Here is an 18,007-nt window from a genome sequence, read left to right as displayed (position 1 = left end):
CGAGAACTTTAAGATTAATTTGCGAAAAAACAAAAAGCGGCGAGAATACCAGGAGTAGAAGTATTTTTTTCAATGCGGTGAATTTAGATTTTAAAGATAACAAAAATTAGAGGATGGCCTGTCGTACGCGGGTTAATTTTTGAAGCAGATCTTCCAGTTTATCAAGTTGAAGCATATTGGCTCCATCAGAAAGCGCACAGCTTGGATCCGGATGAGTTTCTATGAAAAGTCCATCTGCACCTACGGCAATTCCCGCTTTTGCAATGGTTTCAATAAGTTCCGGTCTTCCGCCTGTAACCCCCGAATTTTGATTGGGTTGCTGAAGCGAATGCGTAACATCTAAAATTACGGGTGCATATGCTCTCATGGTAGGAATTCCACGGAAATCAACGACCAAATCGGTATAACCAAAAGAATTTCCACGTTCGATAATGGCCGTTTTTGGATTGCCTGAATCTGTAACCTTCTGTACCGCGAACTGCATGGATTCCGGGGAGAGAAACTGGCCTTTTTTCAGCGTAACACATTTATTGGTTTTTGCTGCAGCAATAAGCAAGTCGGTTTGGCGTACCAAAAAAGCCGGAATCTGTAGAACATCTACATAATTTGCAGCCAAAGCCGCATGTTCGTTTTCGTGAATATCTGTTGTTGTTGGAATATTGAAAGTCTCGCCTACTTTCTTCAGGATTTCCAGAGATTTTTCTTCACCAATCGTGGTGAAAGAATCTACACGGCTGCGGTTTGCTTTTTTGAAACTTCCTTTGAAGATATAAGGGATTTCATATTTATTGGTAAGTTCTACTACTTTTTCAGCGATTCTCAGCGCCATATCTTCACCTTCGATAATGCACGGACCGGCGATAAGGAAGAAATTTTTCGAGTCTTTATGATGAATATTATCTAAGTACTGAATCATAATATAGTTTTCTAATTTATTATAAGTACAAAAATACGGTTTTTCTGACAGAAAAGCGACCGGAACTGCTTTGCGCCATTCTTATTTTTTCTGCTCCTTCAGTGCCTTTTCGAATTTATCGACGTGAACTTTATACTGGTCCTGCCCGATTTCTTTTTTGTAAATATCAATCCACTTTTCAGCATTTTCTAAGTCGGGAGCGTTATAAAATTTAGAAATCTGATTGATAATACTTTCGCTCTTATAACTGGCAGTTTTAAAGTGTTTAAAATTTGCGGTCAAATAGTCGGCGGCTTCTGAAAATTTATTCTGGTTAAGCATCGCGTAATGTTTTTCCTTAATGAAAAGTTCATTACTGAATCCGTTTTTTGCTGCTTCGGTAACGGTTTCTTCACCTTGAGCAAATTTTCCCAGAGCGTTGTACGCGTAGGCAAGTTCGAAATAAAATTTTTCAGATTTAAAACCGCTTTCTTTTAATTTTTCCAGGCCTTTCAGTGCTAAAGCCGATGCACCGCCGCCATTCATAAAACTGTATTTATCAACCAATACATCGTTTTCAGGTCTTTTGGATTTGTAATGTTGAAGAAACGATGCAGTTTCCGGCAGTTTGAACCCGGTAACCTGCTGGTCAGAAAGTGCAGCGACCTGTAAACCTAAATTCTGCCATCTCGCAATGATATTGGTTTCCGCCGGTTTGTAGACAAGTTTTCCATTCTCGGGCACCAGTGTCCCGAACAGCTTAAAAGTGTAACCTGCATTCTCGTCAAAGTATGGCAGGCCCACATTGAGAAATTTATCAGTAGCCTTTGGTGGCAGAATAACGAGCCGGTTTTCAGCATTGACAAACGCTGTATTAAAATTGAATTCTTTTGGAACCTGAATTTGTGTATGTCCTAGAAAAAATGAAAAAAAACCAAAGAGAACAAGTAGTTTTTTCATGATAATTTATTTAAGTTTAATAAATATTTTATCAAAGGTATTGATATTTCGGGAGGAGATTTTATCTTTTAACTGCTTTTTTCCTAAAATTTTTCCGAAGCTGGAATCCAGCGTACTTCCTTTGGGAACCTGCCAGTAAAAGGTGTTTGCAACAATTTCAGCTCTTTCTTTTTCTGCTTTTTTTGCATTTGTAAATTCTTCGAGCAGAATATTTTCCGAACCTTCTGTTCCCACAAAAACATAGATATGCAGATCATCAGCCTTGCTGAATGGATTATTGTTTAGAATTTCAGCTATTTCATCCTGGTTTTTCAGAAAAAGAAAAGCCTCATATTCGAAATAATGCGACATCGCTTTCTCTAAAATTTTCTTCAGTTCCGAAGGTTTTTTATCCGACGAAAACAAAATGTTTCCTGATGCAAGAACGGTAGAAACATCTTTCATTCCGGCATCAGAAAACACTTTAATGACTTCTGCCATCTTCAAGGAAGTACCGTTAACATTCACTCCGCGAAGAAAAGCACAGTATTTCATGGGTATATTTTATTGCGTAGCCTTCATGATCGCATTGGTAATCTGAGCCTCTTTCTCTTTGGAATACGTTGAATCATACGGGTTCATCACATCAAATAAATAAGTGTAAAACGGAGTAATTACCTGTACTTTTTCAGATTCTCTAAAGGCTTTTTCCTTGCCCATGGTCTGTAGATTCTTCACGAAACTGTTGAAGCGTTTATCCACCGTTTCAATGGATTTTAAAAGATACTGGTAGCCTTTTTCGTTTTGTCCCAATTTATTGTATGCATCTGAAACTGCTCCCACAACCAGAGAATATTCCATTGGTTTTGTGCGCATCTGTTTTCCTACAAATCGCTGCTCATAAGCTGAAAGACTGCTATAATAATCATACTCCTCGAAGATTCCTTTTTTCAGCTCTTCAGCCAGTTTCAGACCTTTCTGCTCCTGACCTGAAACGATATATCCGTAAACCATTGAACTCAGTGAACGGGGATCATTGTATTTTTCAACAGGAATTTCTCGGGAAGCCATATCAAGCATTTCCAAAGCTTTATTTTTCTGTCCCGAAAGTGCCAAAGCTTCGGCTGCGCGGCTTGCAGAACTTCTGTAGCTTACAATATTCTGTGTGCAGGTTTCATCAAAATGAACGCTTAAATCCTTGAAATTTCCCCAACGGTAATTTTTAACGATGTTGTATAGTGAATTAGCATCTACTCTACCCATTTCACCATCTTCACGTTCCGGAGTATTGATTGGAACAAGACGGTAACTGAAACCATCAAACTGTAGATAATTACCAAGATAGAAGATGTTTTCCGGATCGTAAATTCCGCCTGTGGAGAAATTAATCGGTCTGTTCCAGTCGAAATTGGCAAGAATATCAAGCAGGATCAAATTGTTTTTGAACATACTGTTGCTCTTGTATTCGATGGTGATTTTATCGACTGCCAGCGCGGCATCTTTCGCTTCAATAGTTCCTGATTTCACTGCATTGGCTTTGTTTACCGGCAAAATAAATTTAGAAACGGGAAGGAAATTAAATTTCTCATATTTCGCTTCACCGAAAAGCATCTTCAGGATTTCGTCTTTATCTTCTGATTTTACTTTAATGAAATCTACCGCTTCTTTCATTGTCATAGAATCCTGAGTCATAAACTTTCTGAATCCTGCAAAAGCTGTTTCCGGAGCACCCTGATCTTTCAGGTTGGCAAAGACGTTTTTCCAGTCTTCCGGACTCATAAGGTAAACCTGATCGTTGGTCCCGTCGCGGTAATCCTCATGGTTAAGGACAGACGGTACAGGCATTGAATTATAGGTTCTTCTCTTTACCTGATCGATATTCCACGGTGTCGAAAGCAAGGTGAAATTCACCACTTTTACGTCATCACGCATGCCCGAAGTTTCCTGCATTCCCCAAATCGGATACGTATCATTATCGCCATAAACAAAAAGAATATCATTTTTCGGAAGCGATTTCAATGTCGAATACGCGTAATCATAAGCCGCGCTTCTGCCGCTTCTGTCGTGTACATTATAGTTCTGGAATCCCATCATGAAAGGAATTCCCATCAATACAATTCCTGCCACAACATTTACTGCATTGGATTTTACTTTTTCCTGAATGAACCAAAGTATTGCAGCTGCACCCAAACCTATCCATACCGAAAAGGCAAAGAATGAGGCAACCATCGCGTAATCTCGTTCCCGAACTTCAAAGGGCTTAACGCCGGTATAGAAAATAATTCCGACACTTGTGATTACAAATAGTGAAAGGATTGCGTAAAACCTGCCAAAATCGCGGTTCAGCTGGAAGAAGAAACCAATCAAACCCAATAAAAGTGGTAAAAAGAAAAAGGCTACTGTACTTTCGTTTTTGAATTTTGCGGGCATTTTACTTTGGTCGCCCCACATGGCATTATCTACAAAAGGAATACCTGAAATCCAGTTTCCTCGGTTGTTTTCCATGTGTCCTTCCAGATCATTCTGTCTTCCAACAAAATTCCACATCAGATATCTTACAAAATAGTATCCGTTTTGAAAAGTGAAGAAATAATCTAAATTCTGCGATAAGGAAGGCTTCTGAACATTGATTAAATTATAAGGTTTTACCTTGAGGTAATCTTCAACTTTTATACTTCCCTCTTCATATTTCTGGCGTAATTCCTCGAAAATCTGTTTTGCTTCAGGACTGTCGGCAACGTCTTCATTGGCGTAGTTAAATGAAAAATCCGGTGCGCCATACATCGATATATAGTTGGCCATCACGGCTTGATCTTCATTAAACATTCTCGGCATAAACCCAACGTGATCCTTGCTGTAAATATAATTATAACGCTCGCCTACTTTACGGTAGGTGCCGGTTGGCTCATCTTTTTCGTAAACATCGCCAGTTTTTTCGGTTTTGTAGCTTCCGTCGTCATTTTTCTGGATTCCGTTTGCATCCAGATATGCTGTGTAATTCTGCCCATAAGAAGTTGGCCAGTCACCATATTGCTCGCGGTTATAGTAATCGAGCATTCCAATGGCGTTATCTGGATTATTAAGGTTCATGGGAGGATTTGCAATCGCACGGATCGGGATTACCATCCAGCATGAGAAACCAATCATCATGTAAACTACCGATAAAGCAACGGTTTGATAAATGCTCTTCCTTGATTTTTTAGCATAATTAATAGCAAAATAGCAGAAAGCAATCAGCAAAATAAACGCGATAATGGTTCCGGAATGAAAAGGAAGGCCAATTCCATTTACAGCAAAAATTTCCATTTTACCGAAAAGCGTCATTATTAACGGGAAAATTCCTTTAAATACAATTCCCAGAATGACTAAAGTGAATACGTTTGCCCAAAGAAAACTTTTCCAGGTAAACGTATAATTTCTTGCGTAATAAATTAAACATACCGCCGGAATGGCAAGCATGCCCATCATGTGAACTCCTACAGAAAGACCGGTTACGAAGAAAATTAAAATAATCCATCGTTCGTTATCAGAATCATGATATTCGTTTTCCCATTTGGTAATTAGCCAAAGTAGAAGCGCAATAAATAAGGTTGCCATTGAATAAACCTCGCCCTCCACCGCAGAAAACCAAAATGTATCAGAAAAAGTGAAACAAAAAGCTCCTATCGCCCCCGCAAATAATATTGAGATTTCCTGGTGTTTGGTAATTTCATCAAAATCTTTATTCAGAAGCCTGCGCACCAAATGCGTGATGATCCAGAACAGGAACAAAATAGTGAACGCACTGAAAAGCGCTGACATTGCATTAATAACGATCGAATAATTCTCACCATTACCAAAAGCAAACATCGCTGCAACAGCTCCTACCAGCTGAAAAAGCGCAGCACCGGGAGCATGGGTAACCTCGAGTTTTGTAGCAGAAGCAATATATTCTCCCGTGTCCCAAAAACTGAAATTATGCTCTATGGTTGATAAATAAGTGATGAAAGCAATAGCAAAGATAACCCATCCTAAAATGGTATTCCACTGTTTAAAAGACCAGTTTTTCATAAATAATATTCAATGTTGCGAAAATAAGGTTTTTCTTTAATTATATAAGTACTTTAACAAAGTTTAAATAAGACTCCCTTAATCCAGAATATATTTATCATCATTGTATTATGCTGTAAATCAGAAAAAAATTTATAAATTGTTGTATTATTTATTTTTTAGTATTTTTGCACTCGGTTTTATAGAGAAAAAATGACGAAAAATGACTAATGTTCACGATAATATTCTTGGCTTAATTGGCAACACCCCTTTGGTAAAACTCAATACAGTTACCAAAGATATTCCTGCAACAGTTTATGCTAAACTAGAGTCTTATAATCCCGGCCATTCTACCAAGGACAGAATTGCAGTTCACATCATCGAAGCTGCCGAAAGAAAAGGCCTTATAAAACCTGGCTCAACCATTGTAGAAACTACATCCGGCAACACAGGATTTTCTATTGCAATGGTTTGTATCATTAAAGGTTACAAATGTATTCTTGCTGTAAGCAACAAAACGAAGAAGGAAAAAATCGCTTATCTGAAAGCTTTGGGCGCTACTGTTTATATCTGCCCAGCTAATGTAGCCGCTGATGATCCGAGATCATATTATGAAGTTGCGAAGAGAATCGCTTCAGAAACTCCGGATTCTATCTATATCAATCAATATTTTAACGAACTGAATATTGATGCACATTATCAAACCACAGGACCTGAAATCTGGGAACAGACAGAAGGGAAAATTACGCATCTTATTGCATGTACAGGAACCGGCGGAACGTTATCAGGTTCGGCTAAATTTCTAAAAGAAAAAAATCCTAATATTAAAGTTATAGGTGTTGACGCGTCCGGCTCTATCCTGAAAGGTTTCCATGAAACAGGAAAAATCAATGAAGACGAAATTCACCCTTACCAAATTGAAGGAATGGGCAAAAATTTAATTCCTGCAGCATTATTATTCGACAAAGTAGATGAATTCGTACGCGTAAATGACGAAATGTCCGCTTACCGAACCCGCGAAATTGCTCTGAAAGAAGCCATTATGGGAGGTTATACCACAGGCGCTGTTACGCAGGGTCTTATACAGTACGCCGGCTCCCATGAATTTTCAGCGGATGATGTTGTGGTAGCTATTTACCCCGATCACGGTTCCCGATATATCACTAAGGTTTACAGTGATAAATGGATGGAGGAACAGGGATTCATCAACAATTGTGTTCACAATTACGACGAAGTTTTCAAAACTGAAATAATCAAGTAATAAACTGTGAAATATATCACATAAACCTTTTTGTAGCTTACAAAAAGGTTCTTTTTGTTCAAATTTTGTTAACTTTGTTCTCTATATAAAAATTAAAAAATCTTATAAAATAATGACAGATATTTTTGATCGGTTACGCCAGAATCCAGGACCACTCGGGCAGTTTGCAGATTATGCAGAAGGATATTTCGTTTTCCCTAAACTTGAAGGACCTATCGGCCCCCGAATGAGATTTCAGGGCAGAGAAGTTGTTTTCTGGAGTGCTAACGATTATTTAGGGTTGTGTAATCATCCCGAAGTTTTAGAGGCTGATGCAAAAGCAGCTGCTGAATTCGGAATGTTCTACCCTATGGGCGCAAGAGCGATGTCCGGTGAAACTGCTCAACACCAGCAATTGGAGAAGGAATTGGCAGAATTTGTTGGTAAAGAATCAGCTTATCTTTTGAATTTCGGTTATCAGGGAATGGTTTCTACCATCGACGCTTTGGTAGGCCGTCATGACGTCATTGTGTACGATGCAGATTCGCATGCGTGTATCGTGGATGGAGTCCGCCTTCATATGGGTAAAAGTTTCACGTACAAACATAACGATATTGCGAGTTTAGAAAAGAACCTTGCAAGAGCTACCAAAGTTGCTGAAGAGCAAGGCGGCGGTATTCTTGTGATTACTGAAGGTGTTTTCGGGATGCGCGGAATGCAGGGGAAAATTAAAGAAATCTGTGCCCTAAAATCGAAGTTCAATTTCAGACTTTTGGTCGATGATGCTCATGGTTTTGGAACATTAGGGAAAACCGGTGCCGGCGCTGGTGAAGAACAGGGTTGCCAGGATCAGATCGATGTTTACTTTTCAACCTTCGCGAAATCAATGGCCGGCTTTGGTGCATTTATCGCAGGTGATGCAGATATCATCAGAATTTTAAAATACAATTTGCGTTCTCAGGTTTTCGCAAAATCTTTAACAATGCCAATGGTAATCGGAGGTTTGAAAAGATTGGATTTGCTTCGATCAAGACCGGAAATCAAAGCAAAACTTTGGGAAAACGTAAATAGGCTCCAGAATGGGTTGATAGAAAGAGGATTCAATATTGGCGGTACAGATACCTGTGTAACTCCTGTAATGATGCAGGGTTCTACTGTTGAAGCTACTTTACTGGTAAAAGATCTGAGAGAAAATTACGGTATATTTACTTCAGTTGTAATCTATCCGGTAATACCGAAAGGGATGATCTTATTGCGATTAATTCCTACTGCATCTCATACGGACGCAGAAATTAATGAAACCCTGGATGCATTTGATGCCATTCACGATAAACTTACCTCAGGTTTCTACAAGGAGCAGGAGCAGAAATTACTTGAAGAAAAAGGTTTATCCTTTAAATCAACATAGAATTTTTCAGTATTTATATTTTACTATATACCGCTTGAAAAATTCAGGCGGTTTTTTATTACCCCACTGTGAAGTTTAAAAAACACCATTAACAAAATTTTTATAAAAATAACAAGATGAAACAGATTTTAATCACCAAACAGGATTTCACCCGAATACACAAATCAATTAGCGATGCCAAACAAAACAGCAGTATCAAAAAAGACGAAGCAGAAAAGCTGCTGAAAGAATTGCATTCTGCGAAAGTAGTCCCTTCAGAGGAAATTCCGTCCGATGTGGTGACGATGAATTCCATCGTGAAGTTTCACTTTGAAAATAACCAGAAAGAAATGCAGTTTCAGATCGTTTATCCGGCTCAGGCAGATTTTAAAAACGGTAAAGTTTCCATCTTTTCCCCTGTTGCGGCAGCCTTGATCGGCTATGGAGTGAATGATGAAATCGACTGGATTGTTCCTTCCGGAACCACAAAAATTATCATCGACGAGATCATTTATCAGCCCGAAGCAGCCGGAGATTTTGATCTGTAATCATCACAAAGCATATTTGAAGAGAGCCGTTGGATCTGATACCAACGGTTTTTTAATGATTACAAGCGACAGTATCTGAAAGATTTAAAATAAATTTGCAAAAACATTCCTTTGAAAGACCTTCTGCTCATCACGCCACCTTTTACACAACTCAATACTCCCTATCCCGCAACGGCTTACCTTAAGGGTTTCCTAAACTCCAAAGAGATTCCGAGCTTTCAGATGGATTTAGGAATTGAAGTAATTTTAAAAGTTTTTTCACGTGAAGGGCTACAGAATCTATTCAGTACGGAACCAGATCTTGCAAGATACTCAGCAAACGCGCAAAGAATATGGACTTTAAAACAAGAATACATCAAAACGATCGATCAAGTTATTCTTTTTCTTCAGGGACAAAACCCAACATTGGCGCGACAGGTCTGCAGCATGAATTTTTTACCCGAAGCATCCCGCTTCAACACGATAGATGATCTGGAATTTGCTTTCGGAAACATGGGTTTGCAGGATAAGGCAAAACATCTTTGCACTCTTTATTTAGAAGATATTTCAGACTTTATTGTTGAATGTATTGATGAAGATTTCGGGTTCAGCAGATATGCAGAACGCCTTGGCAGAAGTGCGAATTCCTTTGATGAGTTATATCTGAAACTGGCAGGATCCAATACTTTCATTGATGAAATTACGCTGAGCATTCTTCAGGAAAAATTGGAGTCGGTACAACCAAAACTTTTATGTTTTTCGGTCCCTTTTCCGGGAAATTTATATTCCGCTTTCCGTTGCGCAAAATTTATTAAACAAAATTTTCCTACAGTTAAAGTCGCGATGGGAGGCGGTTTTCCGAATACTGAATTAAGAGAGCTTAAAGATCCACGAGTTTTCGAGTTCTTCGATTATATCACTTTAGATGATGGCGAACTCCCGGTTGAGCTTCTGCATAAAAACCTTGAGAATGTCGACAACACTGAATTTAAGAGAACCTTTCTGTTGGACAATGGCGAAGTAATCTATCAAAATAATTCCCTTAAAACAGACTATAAACAGTCTGAAATTGGCACTCCCGACTATTCCGATTTGCCGCTGCAACACTATATTTCCGTGATAGAAATCGCGAATCCTATGCACAGTTTATGGAGCGACGGAAGATGGAACAAACTTACTATGGCCCACGGCTGTTATTGGGGGAAATGCACGTTCTGCGACATTTCTCTTGATTATATCAGATTATACGAACCTGTATCGGCAAAGATACTGGTAGACCGGATGCAGGAATTAATTACGAAAACGGGTGAAACGGGATTTCATTTTGTAGACGAAGCCGCTCCACCAGCGCTTATGCGGGAAGTTGCGCTCGAAATCCTTCGCCGAAATTTAGTTGTTACGTGGTGGACTAATATCAGATTCGAAAAAAGTTTCAGCAGAGATTTATGTTATCTGTTGAAACTTTCAGGATGCGTAGCAGTTTCAGGTGGTCTGGAAGTTGCCAGCGACCGCCTTCTCAAACTTATTGACAAAGGAGTTTCTGTAGAGCAGGTTGCGAAAGTAACCAGGAATTTTACCGAAGCAGGGATTATGGTTCACTCCTATTTAATGTATGGTTTTCCTACACAAACGGTTCAGGAAACTGTGGATTCACTGGAAATGGTGCGCCAGCTTTTTGAAATGGGAATTCTGCAGAGCGGTTTCTGGCATCAGTTTTCAATGACTGCACACTCGCCTATCGGAATCAGTCCCGAAGAATTCGGTGTAAAACCTGAAAAGAGAGAGATTCGGTTTGCCAATAACGATATTGATTTTATTGATGAAACTGGAATTGATCACAGTAAATTTGGATTCGGATTAAAAAAATCGCTTTTTAATTACATGCACGGAATCAATTTCGAAATGCCGCTTCAGGATTGGTTCGATTTTAAAATCCCAAATACAAACATTCATCCGGATTACATTCATGACTGTTTGTTGGTTGAGGATGATTTTAAATTCAAAGGGAATTCAAAAATTATTTTTCTGGCCAAAAATCCCGTTGTGGAAAATTTTGTGAAAAGCAAAAAAGGAAACTCCTGGAACGTCTCGCAGCTCACCTTCCATTTGAATACCAATATCGTAAAGATTGAGCTTGATCAGGAAAAAGCACAATGGCTTTTAAATATTATTCAGGAAAATCCAATTGAAAAACCGCAGAAAACTACACTTCTGCAACTGAAAAATAATTTTGAGGAGTCATTCGATGATTTTGAACTGTTCTGGTTTTCAAAACCGGTGCAGCAGCTCAGAGAAAACGGCATTATTCTGAGTCTTTAGCCTTAATCTAAACTAAAAAATAAAAAATCCCGCTCTTTTAAAAAACGGGATTTTTATGATGATTAAAGTTAAATTATTCTGCGAGAATAATTCCTTTATTGTTGCTGAATTCGATTACTCCACTTTTCACAGGGAAAGAAAATACGCTTTCTTTTTCGTTCTCTTTCGTGAAATGCTTTTCGTATTTTTCATCAATATCATTGGTAAAAACTCTTACTTTTCCACCGATTAATGAAGCTACGATTGCGGCGTGATCTTTCATGATATGGAAGTCGCCATTTTTTCCGGGAAGTAAAACTGATTTTACATCGCCTTCAAAAACTACAAATTCCGGGGTTAGTATCTTTATATTCATTATAAATTGCTTTTGGCTTTTGGCTAATCGCTATGGGCAATAAGCCATAAGCTGTTTATGCGTTTTCCGCTAACATTTTCTCACCAGCTTCAATCGCTTCTTCGATAGTTCCTTTAAGGTTGAAAGCAGCTTCTGGCAAATGATCTAATTCACCGTCAATGATCATGTTGAATCCTTTGATGGTATCTTTAATATCAACCAATGCACCTTTCAGTCCTGTAAACTGTTCTGCAACGTGGAAAGGCTGAGAAAGGAAACGCTGTACTTTTCTTGCACGGTAAACTGAAAGTTTATCATCTTCTGAAAGTTCTTCCATACCAAGAATCGCGATGATATCCTGTAATGCTTTGTATTTCTGAAGGATTTCTTTTACTCTCTGTGCACAGTCATAATGCTCATCACCTAAGATTTCAGGAGTAAGGATTCTTGAAGTTGAAGCCAATGGATCAACCGCAGGATAAATACCTAATGAAGCAATTTTTCTGTCCAATACTGTAGTTGCATCCAAGTGAGCAAATGTAGTAGCCGGAGCTGGATCCGTTAAATCATCCGCAGGTACGTAGATCGCCTGTACTGAAGTAATGGAACCGTTTTTAGTTGAAGTAATTCTTTCCTGCATCGCACCCATTTCAGATGCCAAAGTTGGCTGGTAACCTACCGCTGATGGCATACGCCCAAGAAGTGCAGATACCTCAGAACCTGCCTGAGTAAAACGGAAGATGTTATCAACGAAGAAAAGTACATCTCTTCCTTGTCCCTGTCCGTCACCATCACGGAAGTTTTCCGCAATTGTAAGACCTGAAAGTGCAACACGTGCTCTTGCTCCAGGCGGCTCGTTCATTTGTCCGAAAACGAAAGTACATTTAGAGTCTTTCATTTCTTCCAGATCAACTTTAGATAAATCCCATCCTCCATTTTCCATAGAGTGCATGAATTCGTCGCCATATTTAATAATGCCTGATTCAAGCATTTCTCTTAAAAGGTCATTTCCTTCTCTTGTTCTTTCGCCTACTCCGGCGAAAACTGAAAGTCCACCGTGGCCTTTCGCAATATTGTTAATCAATTCCTGGATCAATACTGTTTTACCAACACCTGCACCACCGAACAAACCAATTTTTCCACCTTTTGAATAAGGTTCTACTAAATCGATTACTTTAATTCCTGTAAACAGTACTTCTGCTGAAGTAGAAAGCTGATCGAATTTCGGAGCCTCACGGTGAATCGGTAAACCGTTTTCTTTGGAAACTTCAGAAATCCCGTCGATAGCATCTCCAACTACATTAAACAGTCGGCCATATACGGCATCTCCTGTAGGCATGGTGATTTGTCTTCCTTGCGAAATAACTTCCTGCCCTCTTTGCAGACCATCAGTTGCATCCATTGCGATACATCTTACAGTGTCTTCACCAATATGTTGTTCTACTTCCAGAATTACTTTATTACCATCCGCCTTCAAAATTTCCAGTGCATCATAGATCTTCGGAAGTTCCGCAGCATCTGCGAATACTACATCGAGTACAGGACCGATAATTTGAGAGATTTTTCCTTTAATTTGGTTTGCCATTGCTAATTTTTTTCTTGAGTGCAAATATAATGAAAGTTCCCAATTCTGCAATTGCTTTAAAAGAAGATTTTTATCATATTTGCAGCATCAAAATTTCTTCTTTTGAAAATCATCAAAAACCTTCACGATTATCACGAAAAAACGCCTTTGGCACTTTCCATCGGAATGTTTGACGGGGTTCACCGCGGGCATCAGACCATCATCAAAAATCTGAATTCCGCAGCTGCACACAAAGGTTTAGAGTCAGCGATTCTCACATTCTGGCCACATCCCAGAACAGTTTTCAGTCCGAATGATGATTTAAAACTTTTGAATACAATTGAAGAAAAAACCTATCTGCTCGAAAAAAATGGTGTACAGCATCTTTTTCTGAAAGAATTTAATGAAGAATTCAGGAATTTAACCGGCGAAGAATTTGTCAAACAGATTCTGGTTGAGAAACTGAACGTAAGGCACTTAATTATCGGCCACGATCATACTTTTGGGAAAAACCGGAGTGGTGATTTTAAGCTGCTCCAGAAAATGGGTCCCGATTTTGGATTTGAAGTTGAGCAGGTTGAAGCGGTAGATTTTCTGGACACCCACATCAGCTCTACTCAGGTAAGAAATGCACTGACGAATGCTGATATCAATGCAGCCAATGAAATGCTTGGCTACCATTATTCAGTTTCCGGAGAAGTGATTCATGGCAAGAAACTGGGCAGAACAATCGGCTATCCCACTGCAAATATTTTGGTCAATCGGATGAAGATTTTACCTAAAAACGGGGCTTATATTGTTGATGTTTTTAGTGAAGAACAACAATTTAAAGGGATGCTGAGTATCGGCACCAATCCTACGGTCGAAGGAAAATCACTTTCTGTGGAAGTGTATATCCTGGATTTTGACAGTGATATTTATGACAAAAAAATTTCAGTGAATTTCCGTGAATTCCTTCATAATGAAATCAAATTCGAAAGTCTGGAAAAACTTATTGAAAGACTGGATGAAGACAAAAGACTTACTGAAAACTTTCAGTTTTAATTAAATCATAACAAATTTAAAACCTCTTCCCTCTTCTTTTTAGTCAAGGAATTTAAGATTAAATCATAAGAAGAATCGATTAATTTCATAATTAAATCGCGTTTCAAACCATCGCATTCCACCGAATTCCAGTGGGTTTTGTTCATATGATAAGCGCCGGTAATCTGGGGATGTTTTTCCCGCAGTTCGGCACTCCATTCAGGATCTGTTTTTACTGCGATACTTAAAGGCTGTTTTTCAAGAGACATCAGTAAAAACATCTTTCCTCCCACTTTCATCACCAATGTTTCTTTATCGAAGGGAAAAGTTTCTTCTACCCCTTTTTTGGCGAGACAGTAATCCAGAATTTCGTTGGCATCCATATTTTATATAATGAGAGGGGTGTACAGTTCAGACTTTCAAACAAATTTAGTAATTTTAAAGATGCGAAAATTGTTCGTTTGAGATTACTTACCGCTAATATTTATAGATATGAAAGCACTTGTTATTGGCGCAACCGGCGCAACGGGAAAAGATTTGGTTAATCAACTACTGAATGATAAGGATTATGAAGAGGTAAATATCTTTGTGCGCAAACCCGTGTCCCTAGATAATCCTAAACTCAAAACGCATATCGTCGATTTCGAAAAACCTGAAGAATGGAAAGATCTGGTGAAAGGAGACGTCGCTTTTTCCTGCCTGGGAACTACGCTGAAAGCTGCAGGAAGCAAAGAAGCGCAGAGAAAAGTAGATTATGACTACCAGTATAATTTTGCAAAAACTGCGAAAGAAAATAGTGTGGATGATTATATCCTGGTTTCATCGTACGGCGCAAATCCCAATTCAAAAATTTTCTATTCGCGGATGAAAGGTGAACTGGAGCACAGCATCAAAGCATTACATTTTAACAAATTAATGATTTTCCAGCCCGGAATGCTCGACAGAAAAAATTCCGAAAGAACCGGGGAAGTTTTGGGCGGAAAAATCATCCGTTTTGCCAACAAATTCGGTGTGTTTACCCAACAAAAACCTTTACCTACGGATATTTTGGCGAAGGCAATGATCAATTCTTCGAAGATTAAGTCTTATGGTTACTCTAAGATAAAACTGGGTAATATTTTTGCTTTTGCCGAAAAAAGCCACGATTAGAAAATGAAAAAAGCCCTGAAAATTCAGGGCTTTTTAATATATTTTTTTTGAAAGTTACACTTTCATAATCTCTGCTTCTTTCACTTTCAAGTGTTCATCGCACATTTTCACATACTTGTCTGTTACTACCTGAATTTTTTCCTCTGCATCTTTAATAAGGTCTTCGGAAACTCCGTCTAATTTTTTCAGTTCCTTCATCCCATCCTGCCGCGCGTTGCGGACGGTTATTTTTGTGGATTCCGTCTCAGATTTTGCATGTTTTGCAAGTTCACGTCTTCTTTCTTCAGTTAATGGTGGTACATTGAGGATAATATTTTCCCCATTGTTCATTGGCGCGAACCCCAGGTTTGAATTGATAATCGCCTTTTCGATCGCTCCAATTGCTGTTCGGTCCCACGGCTGTATGGAAATCGTCATCGCATCGGGAACCATCACATTGGCAACTTGGTTAATGGGCGTTGGTGCACCGTAATATTCAACCATTACGTCCTGAACCATTGTTGTAGATGCCCGTCCGGCTCTGATTTTCTGAAAAGCGTGATCCAAATGCTTCATGGCTGCATCCATTTCCTGCTTCACCATATCAATAATCATTTCTAAATCTTCCATAGCGTTTTGTTTTCCGGTTTAATTCAGGACTTTCTAGAATCATCATTCACGAAATGGCCTGCAGTAAATTATTTGAATTGATTTATATATTAACTAAGGTACCAATATTATCTCCTTCTACGATTTTAAGAAGGTTTCCCTCTTTATTCATATCGAAAACAATGATGGGGAGTTTGTTTTCGTGGCTCAGTGTGAAGGCAGTCATATCCATCACTTTCAGACCTTTTTCGTATACTTCATCAAAGGTGAGGGAATTGAATTTTACAGCATTTTCGTTTTTTTCGGGATCTGAATCGTAAATTCCGTCGACTCTTGTTCCCTTTAGAATTACATCAGCGCCAATTTCAATCGCTCTCAGCGTTGCTGCAGTGTCGGTTGTAAAGTATGGATTTCCTGTACCCGCACCGAAAATTACCACTCTTCCCTTTTCCAGATGTCTGGTTGCTTTTCTTTTGATAAAAGGTTCTGCCACTTTATCCATTTCAATCGCGGACTGTAGTCTGGTGTAAATTCCGGCATCTTCAAGTGCGCCCTGTAGCGCCATCCCGTTAATTACGGTTGCCAGCATTCCCATATAATCGCCCTGAACACGGTCCATACCGGTTGCAGCTCCTGCTAAACCACGGAAGATGTTTCCACCACCGATTACAATGGCAACTTCGCAGCCTTTATCTACCACTTTTTTTATTTCCGCAGCATATTCTTTCAGCCGGTCATTATCGATTCCGTACTGTCGGTTTCCCATTAAAGCTTCACCGCTAAGTTTAAGCAGAATTCTTTTATATTTCATTTTTTATCTTTTATCTCTATTTTTGCTCTGCAAATATAATGAAACGCAAATAATCTCGTTAATAGAATTATATTTACAGAGAAAAATTTTTGATAATTTTTTAAAAAAATTATTTTTGCAAACATAAATACAAATTTGAAAAAAACTGCTTCTGTTTCGCTTCTGTTATTCACTACCCTTTTGTTAGCCCAGGAAGGGACAAATGTTTACCCTTTCCTTAATATTCCGGTATCAGCGCGGCAGGCCGCTCTGGGAGGTGATGCGGTCTCTGTGCGGGATTACGATGTAAGTTTTGCCGGGGTAAACCCTGGTCTTATGAATCTGGAGCAGGATGAAATGATTTCTCTTAATTATGCCTCCTATCTTTCCGACTCAAAATACGGAACTATCAGTTATGTAAAAGATTTGGAAGAAGGCCATTTGGTAAGTCTGAATGCTCGGTATATGGATTACGGAAAAATACCCAGAACAGACGAAAGCGCAGTTATTGACGGCGAATTTGGTGCCATGGATGCCTCAATTGGACTTGGCTACGCTTATCAGTTTGATGAAGACTGGACCATCGGCGGAAGTGCAAATTTTGTCTCTTCAAGAATAGATAATTATACCTCGATGGCAGTTGTTGGCAATGCCGGTGTAACTTACCATAACAGACAAAGTAATGAGACGGTGGCACTCGTGTTCAGGAATTTTGGGTATCAGTTTAAAACTTTTAACGGTCTTCGGGAAAATGTAGCTTTCCGTGTGGATTTGGGTTACACAAAAATATTAGACGAATTTCCTGTGGCACTTACAATCACGGCTCATGATCTGCAGAAACTGAATATTTCTCAGGATTACAACAACAACGGACAGGAAATCAGCTGGAGCCGTAAAATAACAGACCACCTTTCCTTCGGTGCCGAACTGTTTCCGCAGCAGGCATTTAATATCAGATTTGGTTATAACGTAAAACGGGGTAACGAATTGGCTGTATTAGACCAGCGCAGTTTTTCGGGCCTTTCTGCAGGTTTCGGGATCAAAATTTCTTCTTTCCGTTTTGATTATGCCCATGTACGCTACCACAATTCCTCGAATGTAAATCTGTTCGGTCTTACTCTAGACCTTATTGAAGTTGGTGGAAACCGACGGTAATTTCCTTTCAAAATTTATTTTCTTCCTATAATCGGTTTCGCAAATTCAAAAAAAATGATGAAATTTGC

16 protein-coding genes are annotated in these 18,007 nt (G+C 39.0%); 7 read left to right on the top strand and 9 right to left on the bottom strand.

Annotation, left to right across the window (positions count from 1 at the left end):
- Nucleotides 1-106: 106 nt before the first annotated feature.
- From kdsA to KTV93_RS00720, 4 genes are all read right to left on the bottom strand, one after another.
- Complete coding sequence (gene kdsA, locus KTV93_RS00735) at nt 107-916, bottom strand: 3-deoxy-8-phosphooctulonate synthase (RefSeq protein WP_218249425.1); 810 nt, start codon at nt 914-916, stop codon at nt 107-109.
- Between the two features lie 81 nt (nt 917-997).
- Complete coding sequence (locus tag KTV93_RS00730) at nt 998-1,855, bottom strand: hypothetical protein (RefSeq protein ID WP_218249424.1); 858 nt, start codon at nt 1,853-1,855, stop codon at nt 998-1,000.
- A gap of 6 nt (nt 1,856-1,861) precedes the next feature.
- Nucleotides 1,862-2,389 carry a DUF1697 domain-containing protein gene (locus KTV93_RS00725; RefSeq protein WP_218249423.1) on the bottom strand — a complete coding sequence of 176 codons (528 nt, stop codon included), beginning with the start codon at nt 2,387-2,389 and terminating at the stop codon, nt 1,862-1,864.
- 9 nt (nt 2,390-2,398) lie between these two features.
- Nucleotides 2,399-5,884, bottom strand: coding sequence for a glycosyltransferase family 117 protein (locus KTV93_RS00720; RefSeq protein ID WP_218249422.1), 3,486 nt, complete (start codon nt 5,882-5,884; stop codon nt 2,399-2,401).
- Between the two features lie 202 nt (nt 5,885-6,086).
- On the opposite strand from KTV93_RS00720, the gene KTV93_RS00715 reads away from it, so the two are divergent.
- From KTV93_RS00715 to KTV93_RS00700, 4 genes are all read left to right on the top strand, one after another.
- Complete coding sequence (locus KTV93_RS00715) at nt 6,087-7,124, top strand: PLP-dependent cysteine synthase family protein (RefSeq protein WP_218249421.1); 1,038 nt, start codon at nt 6,087-6,089, stop codon at nt 7,122-7,124.
- 112 nt (nt 7,125-7,236) lie between these two features.
- Nucleotides 7,237-8,511, top strand: a complete 1,275-nt coding sequence (locus KTV93_RS00710) for an aminotransferase class I/II-fold pyridoxal phosphate-dependent enzyme (protein WP_218249420.1) — start codon at nt 7,237-7,239, stop codon at nt 8,509-8,511.
- A gap of 116 nt (nt 8,512-8,627) precedes the next feature.
- Nucleotides 8,628-9,038 (top strand): nucleoside diphosphate kinase regulator, encoded by a 411-nt coding sequence (gene rnk, locus KTV93_RS00705; protein WP_218249419.1) that lies wholly within the window; start codon nt 8,628-8,630, stop codon nt 9,036-9,038.
- Nucleotides 9,039-9,149: 111 nt separating this feature from the next.
- On the top strand, nt 9,150-11,336 hold the full coding sequence (locus tag KTV93_RS00700; RefSeq protein WP_218249418.1) for a B12-binding domain-containing radical SAM protein: 2,187 nt from the start codon (nt 9,150-9,152) through the stop codon (nt 11,334-11,336).
- A 73-nt stretch (nt 11,337-11,409) separates the two neighbouring features.
- On the opposite strand, the gene KTV93_RS00695 is transcribed toward KTV93_RS00700, so the two are convergent.
- Both KTV93_RS00695 and atpD read right to left on the bottom strand, forming a co-directional pair.
- A complete protein-coding gene (locus tag KTV93_RS00695) occupies nt 11,410-11,691 on the bottom strand; it encodes a FoF1 ATP synthase subunit delta/epsilon (RefSeq protein ID WP_218249417.1) in 282 nt (93 codons plus the stop codon).
- Nucleotides 11,692-11,746: 55 nt separating this feature from the next.
- The gene (gene atpD / locus KTV93_RS00690; RefSeq protein ID WP_218249416.1) at nt 11,747-13,255 is read right to left on the bottom strand and encodes a F0F1 ATP synthase subunit beta; all 1,509 of its coding nucleotides are present in this window, start codon (nt 13,253-13,255) and stop codon (nt 11,747-11,749) included.
- Between the two features lie 102 nt (nt 13,256-13,357).
- On the opposite strand from atpD, the gene KTV93_RS00685 reads away from it, so the two are divergent.
- On the top strand, nt 13,358-14,278 hold the full coding sequence (locus KTV93_RS00685; protein WP_218249415.1) for a bifunctional riboflavin kinase/FAD synthetase: 921 nt from the start codon (nt 13,358-13,360) through the stop codon (nt 14,276-14,278).
- A gap of 5 nt (nt 14,279-14,283) precedes the next feature.
- Here KTV93_RS00685 and KTV93_RS00680 read toward each other — a convergent pair whose 3' ends face one another.
- Complete coding sequence (locus tag KTV93_RS00680; protein ID WP_218249414.1) at nt 14,284-14,640, bottom strand: MmcQ/YjbR family DNA-binding protein; 357 nt, start codon at nt 14,638-14,640, stop codon at nt 14,284-14,286.
- A 109-nt stretch (nt 14,641-14,749) separates the two neighbouring features.
- Here KTV93_RS00680 and KTV93_RS00675 point away from each other — a divergent pair, with 109 nt between their 5' ends.
- On the top strand, nt 14,750-15,406 hold the full coding sequence (locus tag KTV93_RS00675; protein WP_218249413.1) for an NAD(P)H-binding protein: 657 nt from the start codon (nt 14,750-14,752) through the stop codon (nt 15,404-15,406).
- 54 nt (nt 15,407-15,460) lie between these two features.
- Here the strand turns inward: KTV93_RS00675 and frr are convergent, their stop codons facing one another.
- Nucleotides 15,461-16,015 carry a ribosome recycling factor gene (frr, locus tag KTV93_RS00670; RefSeq protein ID WP_218249412.1) on the bottom strand — a complete coding sequence of 185 codons (555 nt, stop codon included), beginning with the start codon at nt 16,013-16,015 and terminating at the stop codon, nt 15,461-15,463.
- Between the two features lie 82 nt (nt 16,016-16,097).
- Nucleotides 16,098-16,805 (bottom strand): UMP kinase, encoded by a 708-nt coding sequence (gene pyrH / locus KTV93_RS00665; RefSeq protein ID WP_218249411.1) that lies wholly within the window; start codon nt 16,803-16,805, stop codon nt 16,098-16,100.
- 135 nt (nt 16,806-16,940) lie between these two features.
- On the opposite strand from pyrH, the gene porQ reads away from it, so the two are divergent.
- The gene (porQ, locus tag KTV93_RS00660; protein WP_218249410.1) at nt 16,941-17,939 is read left to right on the top strand and encodes a type IX secretion system protein PorQ; all 999 of its coding nucleotides are present in this window, start codon (nt 16,941-16,943) and stop codon (nt 17,937-17,939) included.
- Nucleotides 17,940-18,007: the final 68 nt, after the last annotated feature.

It is taken from the genome of Kaistella faecalis (assembly GCF_019195395.1).
In the GTDB taxonomy this organism is placed as follows: Bacteria; Bacteroidota; Bacteroidia; order Flavobacteriales; family Weeksellaceae; genus Kaistella; species Kaistella faecalis.
This window is presented reverse-complemented; position numbering and strand designations above follow the sequence as displayed.

Bases quoted from the DNA above. Each gene is read 5' to 3' on its own strand.
- kdsA (WP_218249425.1), bottom strand. From the start codon at position 916: ATGATTCAGTACTTAGATAATATTCATCATAAAGACTCGAAAAATTTC.
- KTV93_RS00730 (WP_218249424.1), bottom strand. From the start codon at position 1,855: ATGAAAAAACTACTTGTTCTCTTTGGTTTTTTTTCATTTTTTCTAGGA.
- KTV93_RS00725 (WP_218249423.1), bottom strand. From the start codon at position 2,389: ATGAAATACTGTGCTTTTCTTCGCGGAGTGAATGTTAACGGTACTTCC.
- KTV93_RS00720 (WP_218249422.1), bottom strand. From the start codon at position 5,884: ATGAAAAACTGGTCTTTTAAACAGTGGAATACCATTTTAGGATGGGTT.
- KTV93_RS00715 (WP_218249421.1), top strand. From the start codon at position 6,087: ATGACTAATGTTCACGATAATATTCTTGGCTTAATTGGCAACACCCCT.
- KTV93_RS00710 (WP_218249420.1), top strand. From the start codon at position 7,237: ATGACAGATATTTTTGATCGGTTACGCCAGAATCCAGGACCACTCGGG.
- rnk (WP_218249419.1), top strand. From the start codon at position 8,628: ATGAAACAGATTTTAATCACCAAACAGGATTTCACCCGAATACACAAA.
- KTV93_RS00695 (WP_218249417.1), bottom strand. From the start codon at position 11,691: ATGAATATAAAGATACTAACCCCGGAATTTGTAGTTTTTGAAGGCGAT.
- atpD (WP_218249416.1), bottom strand. From the start codon at position 13,255: ATGGCAAACCAAATTAAAGGAAAAATCTCTCAAATTATCGGTCCTGTA.
- KTV93_RS00680 (WP_218249414.1), bottom strand. From the start codon at position 14,640: ATGGATGCCAACGAAATTCTGGATTACTGTCTCGCCAAAAAAGGGGTA.
- KTV93_RS00675 (WP_218249413.1), top strand. From the start codon at position 14,750: ATGAAAGCACTTGTTATTGGCGCAACCGGCGCAACGGGAAAAGATTTG.
- frr (WP_218249412.1), bottom strand. From the start codon at position 16,015: ATGGAAGATTTAGAAATGATTATTGATATGGTGAAGCAGGAAATGGAT.
- pyrH (WP_218249411.1), bottom strand. From the start codon at position 16,805: ATGAAATATAAAAGAATTCTGCTTAAACTTAGCGGTGAAGCTTTAATG.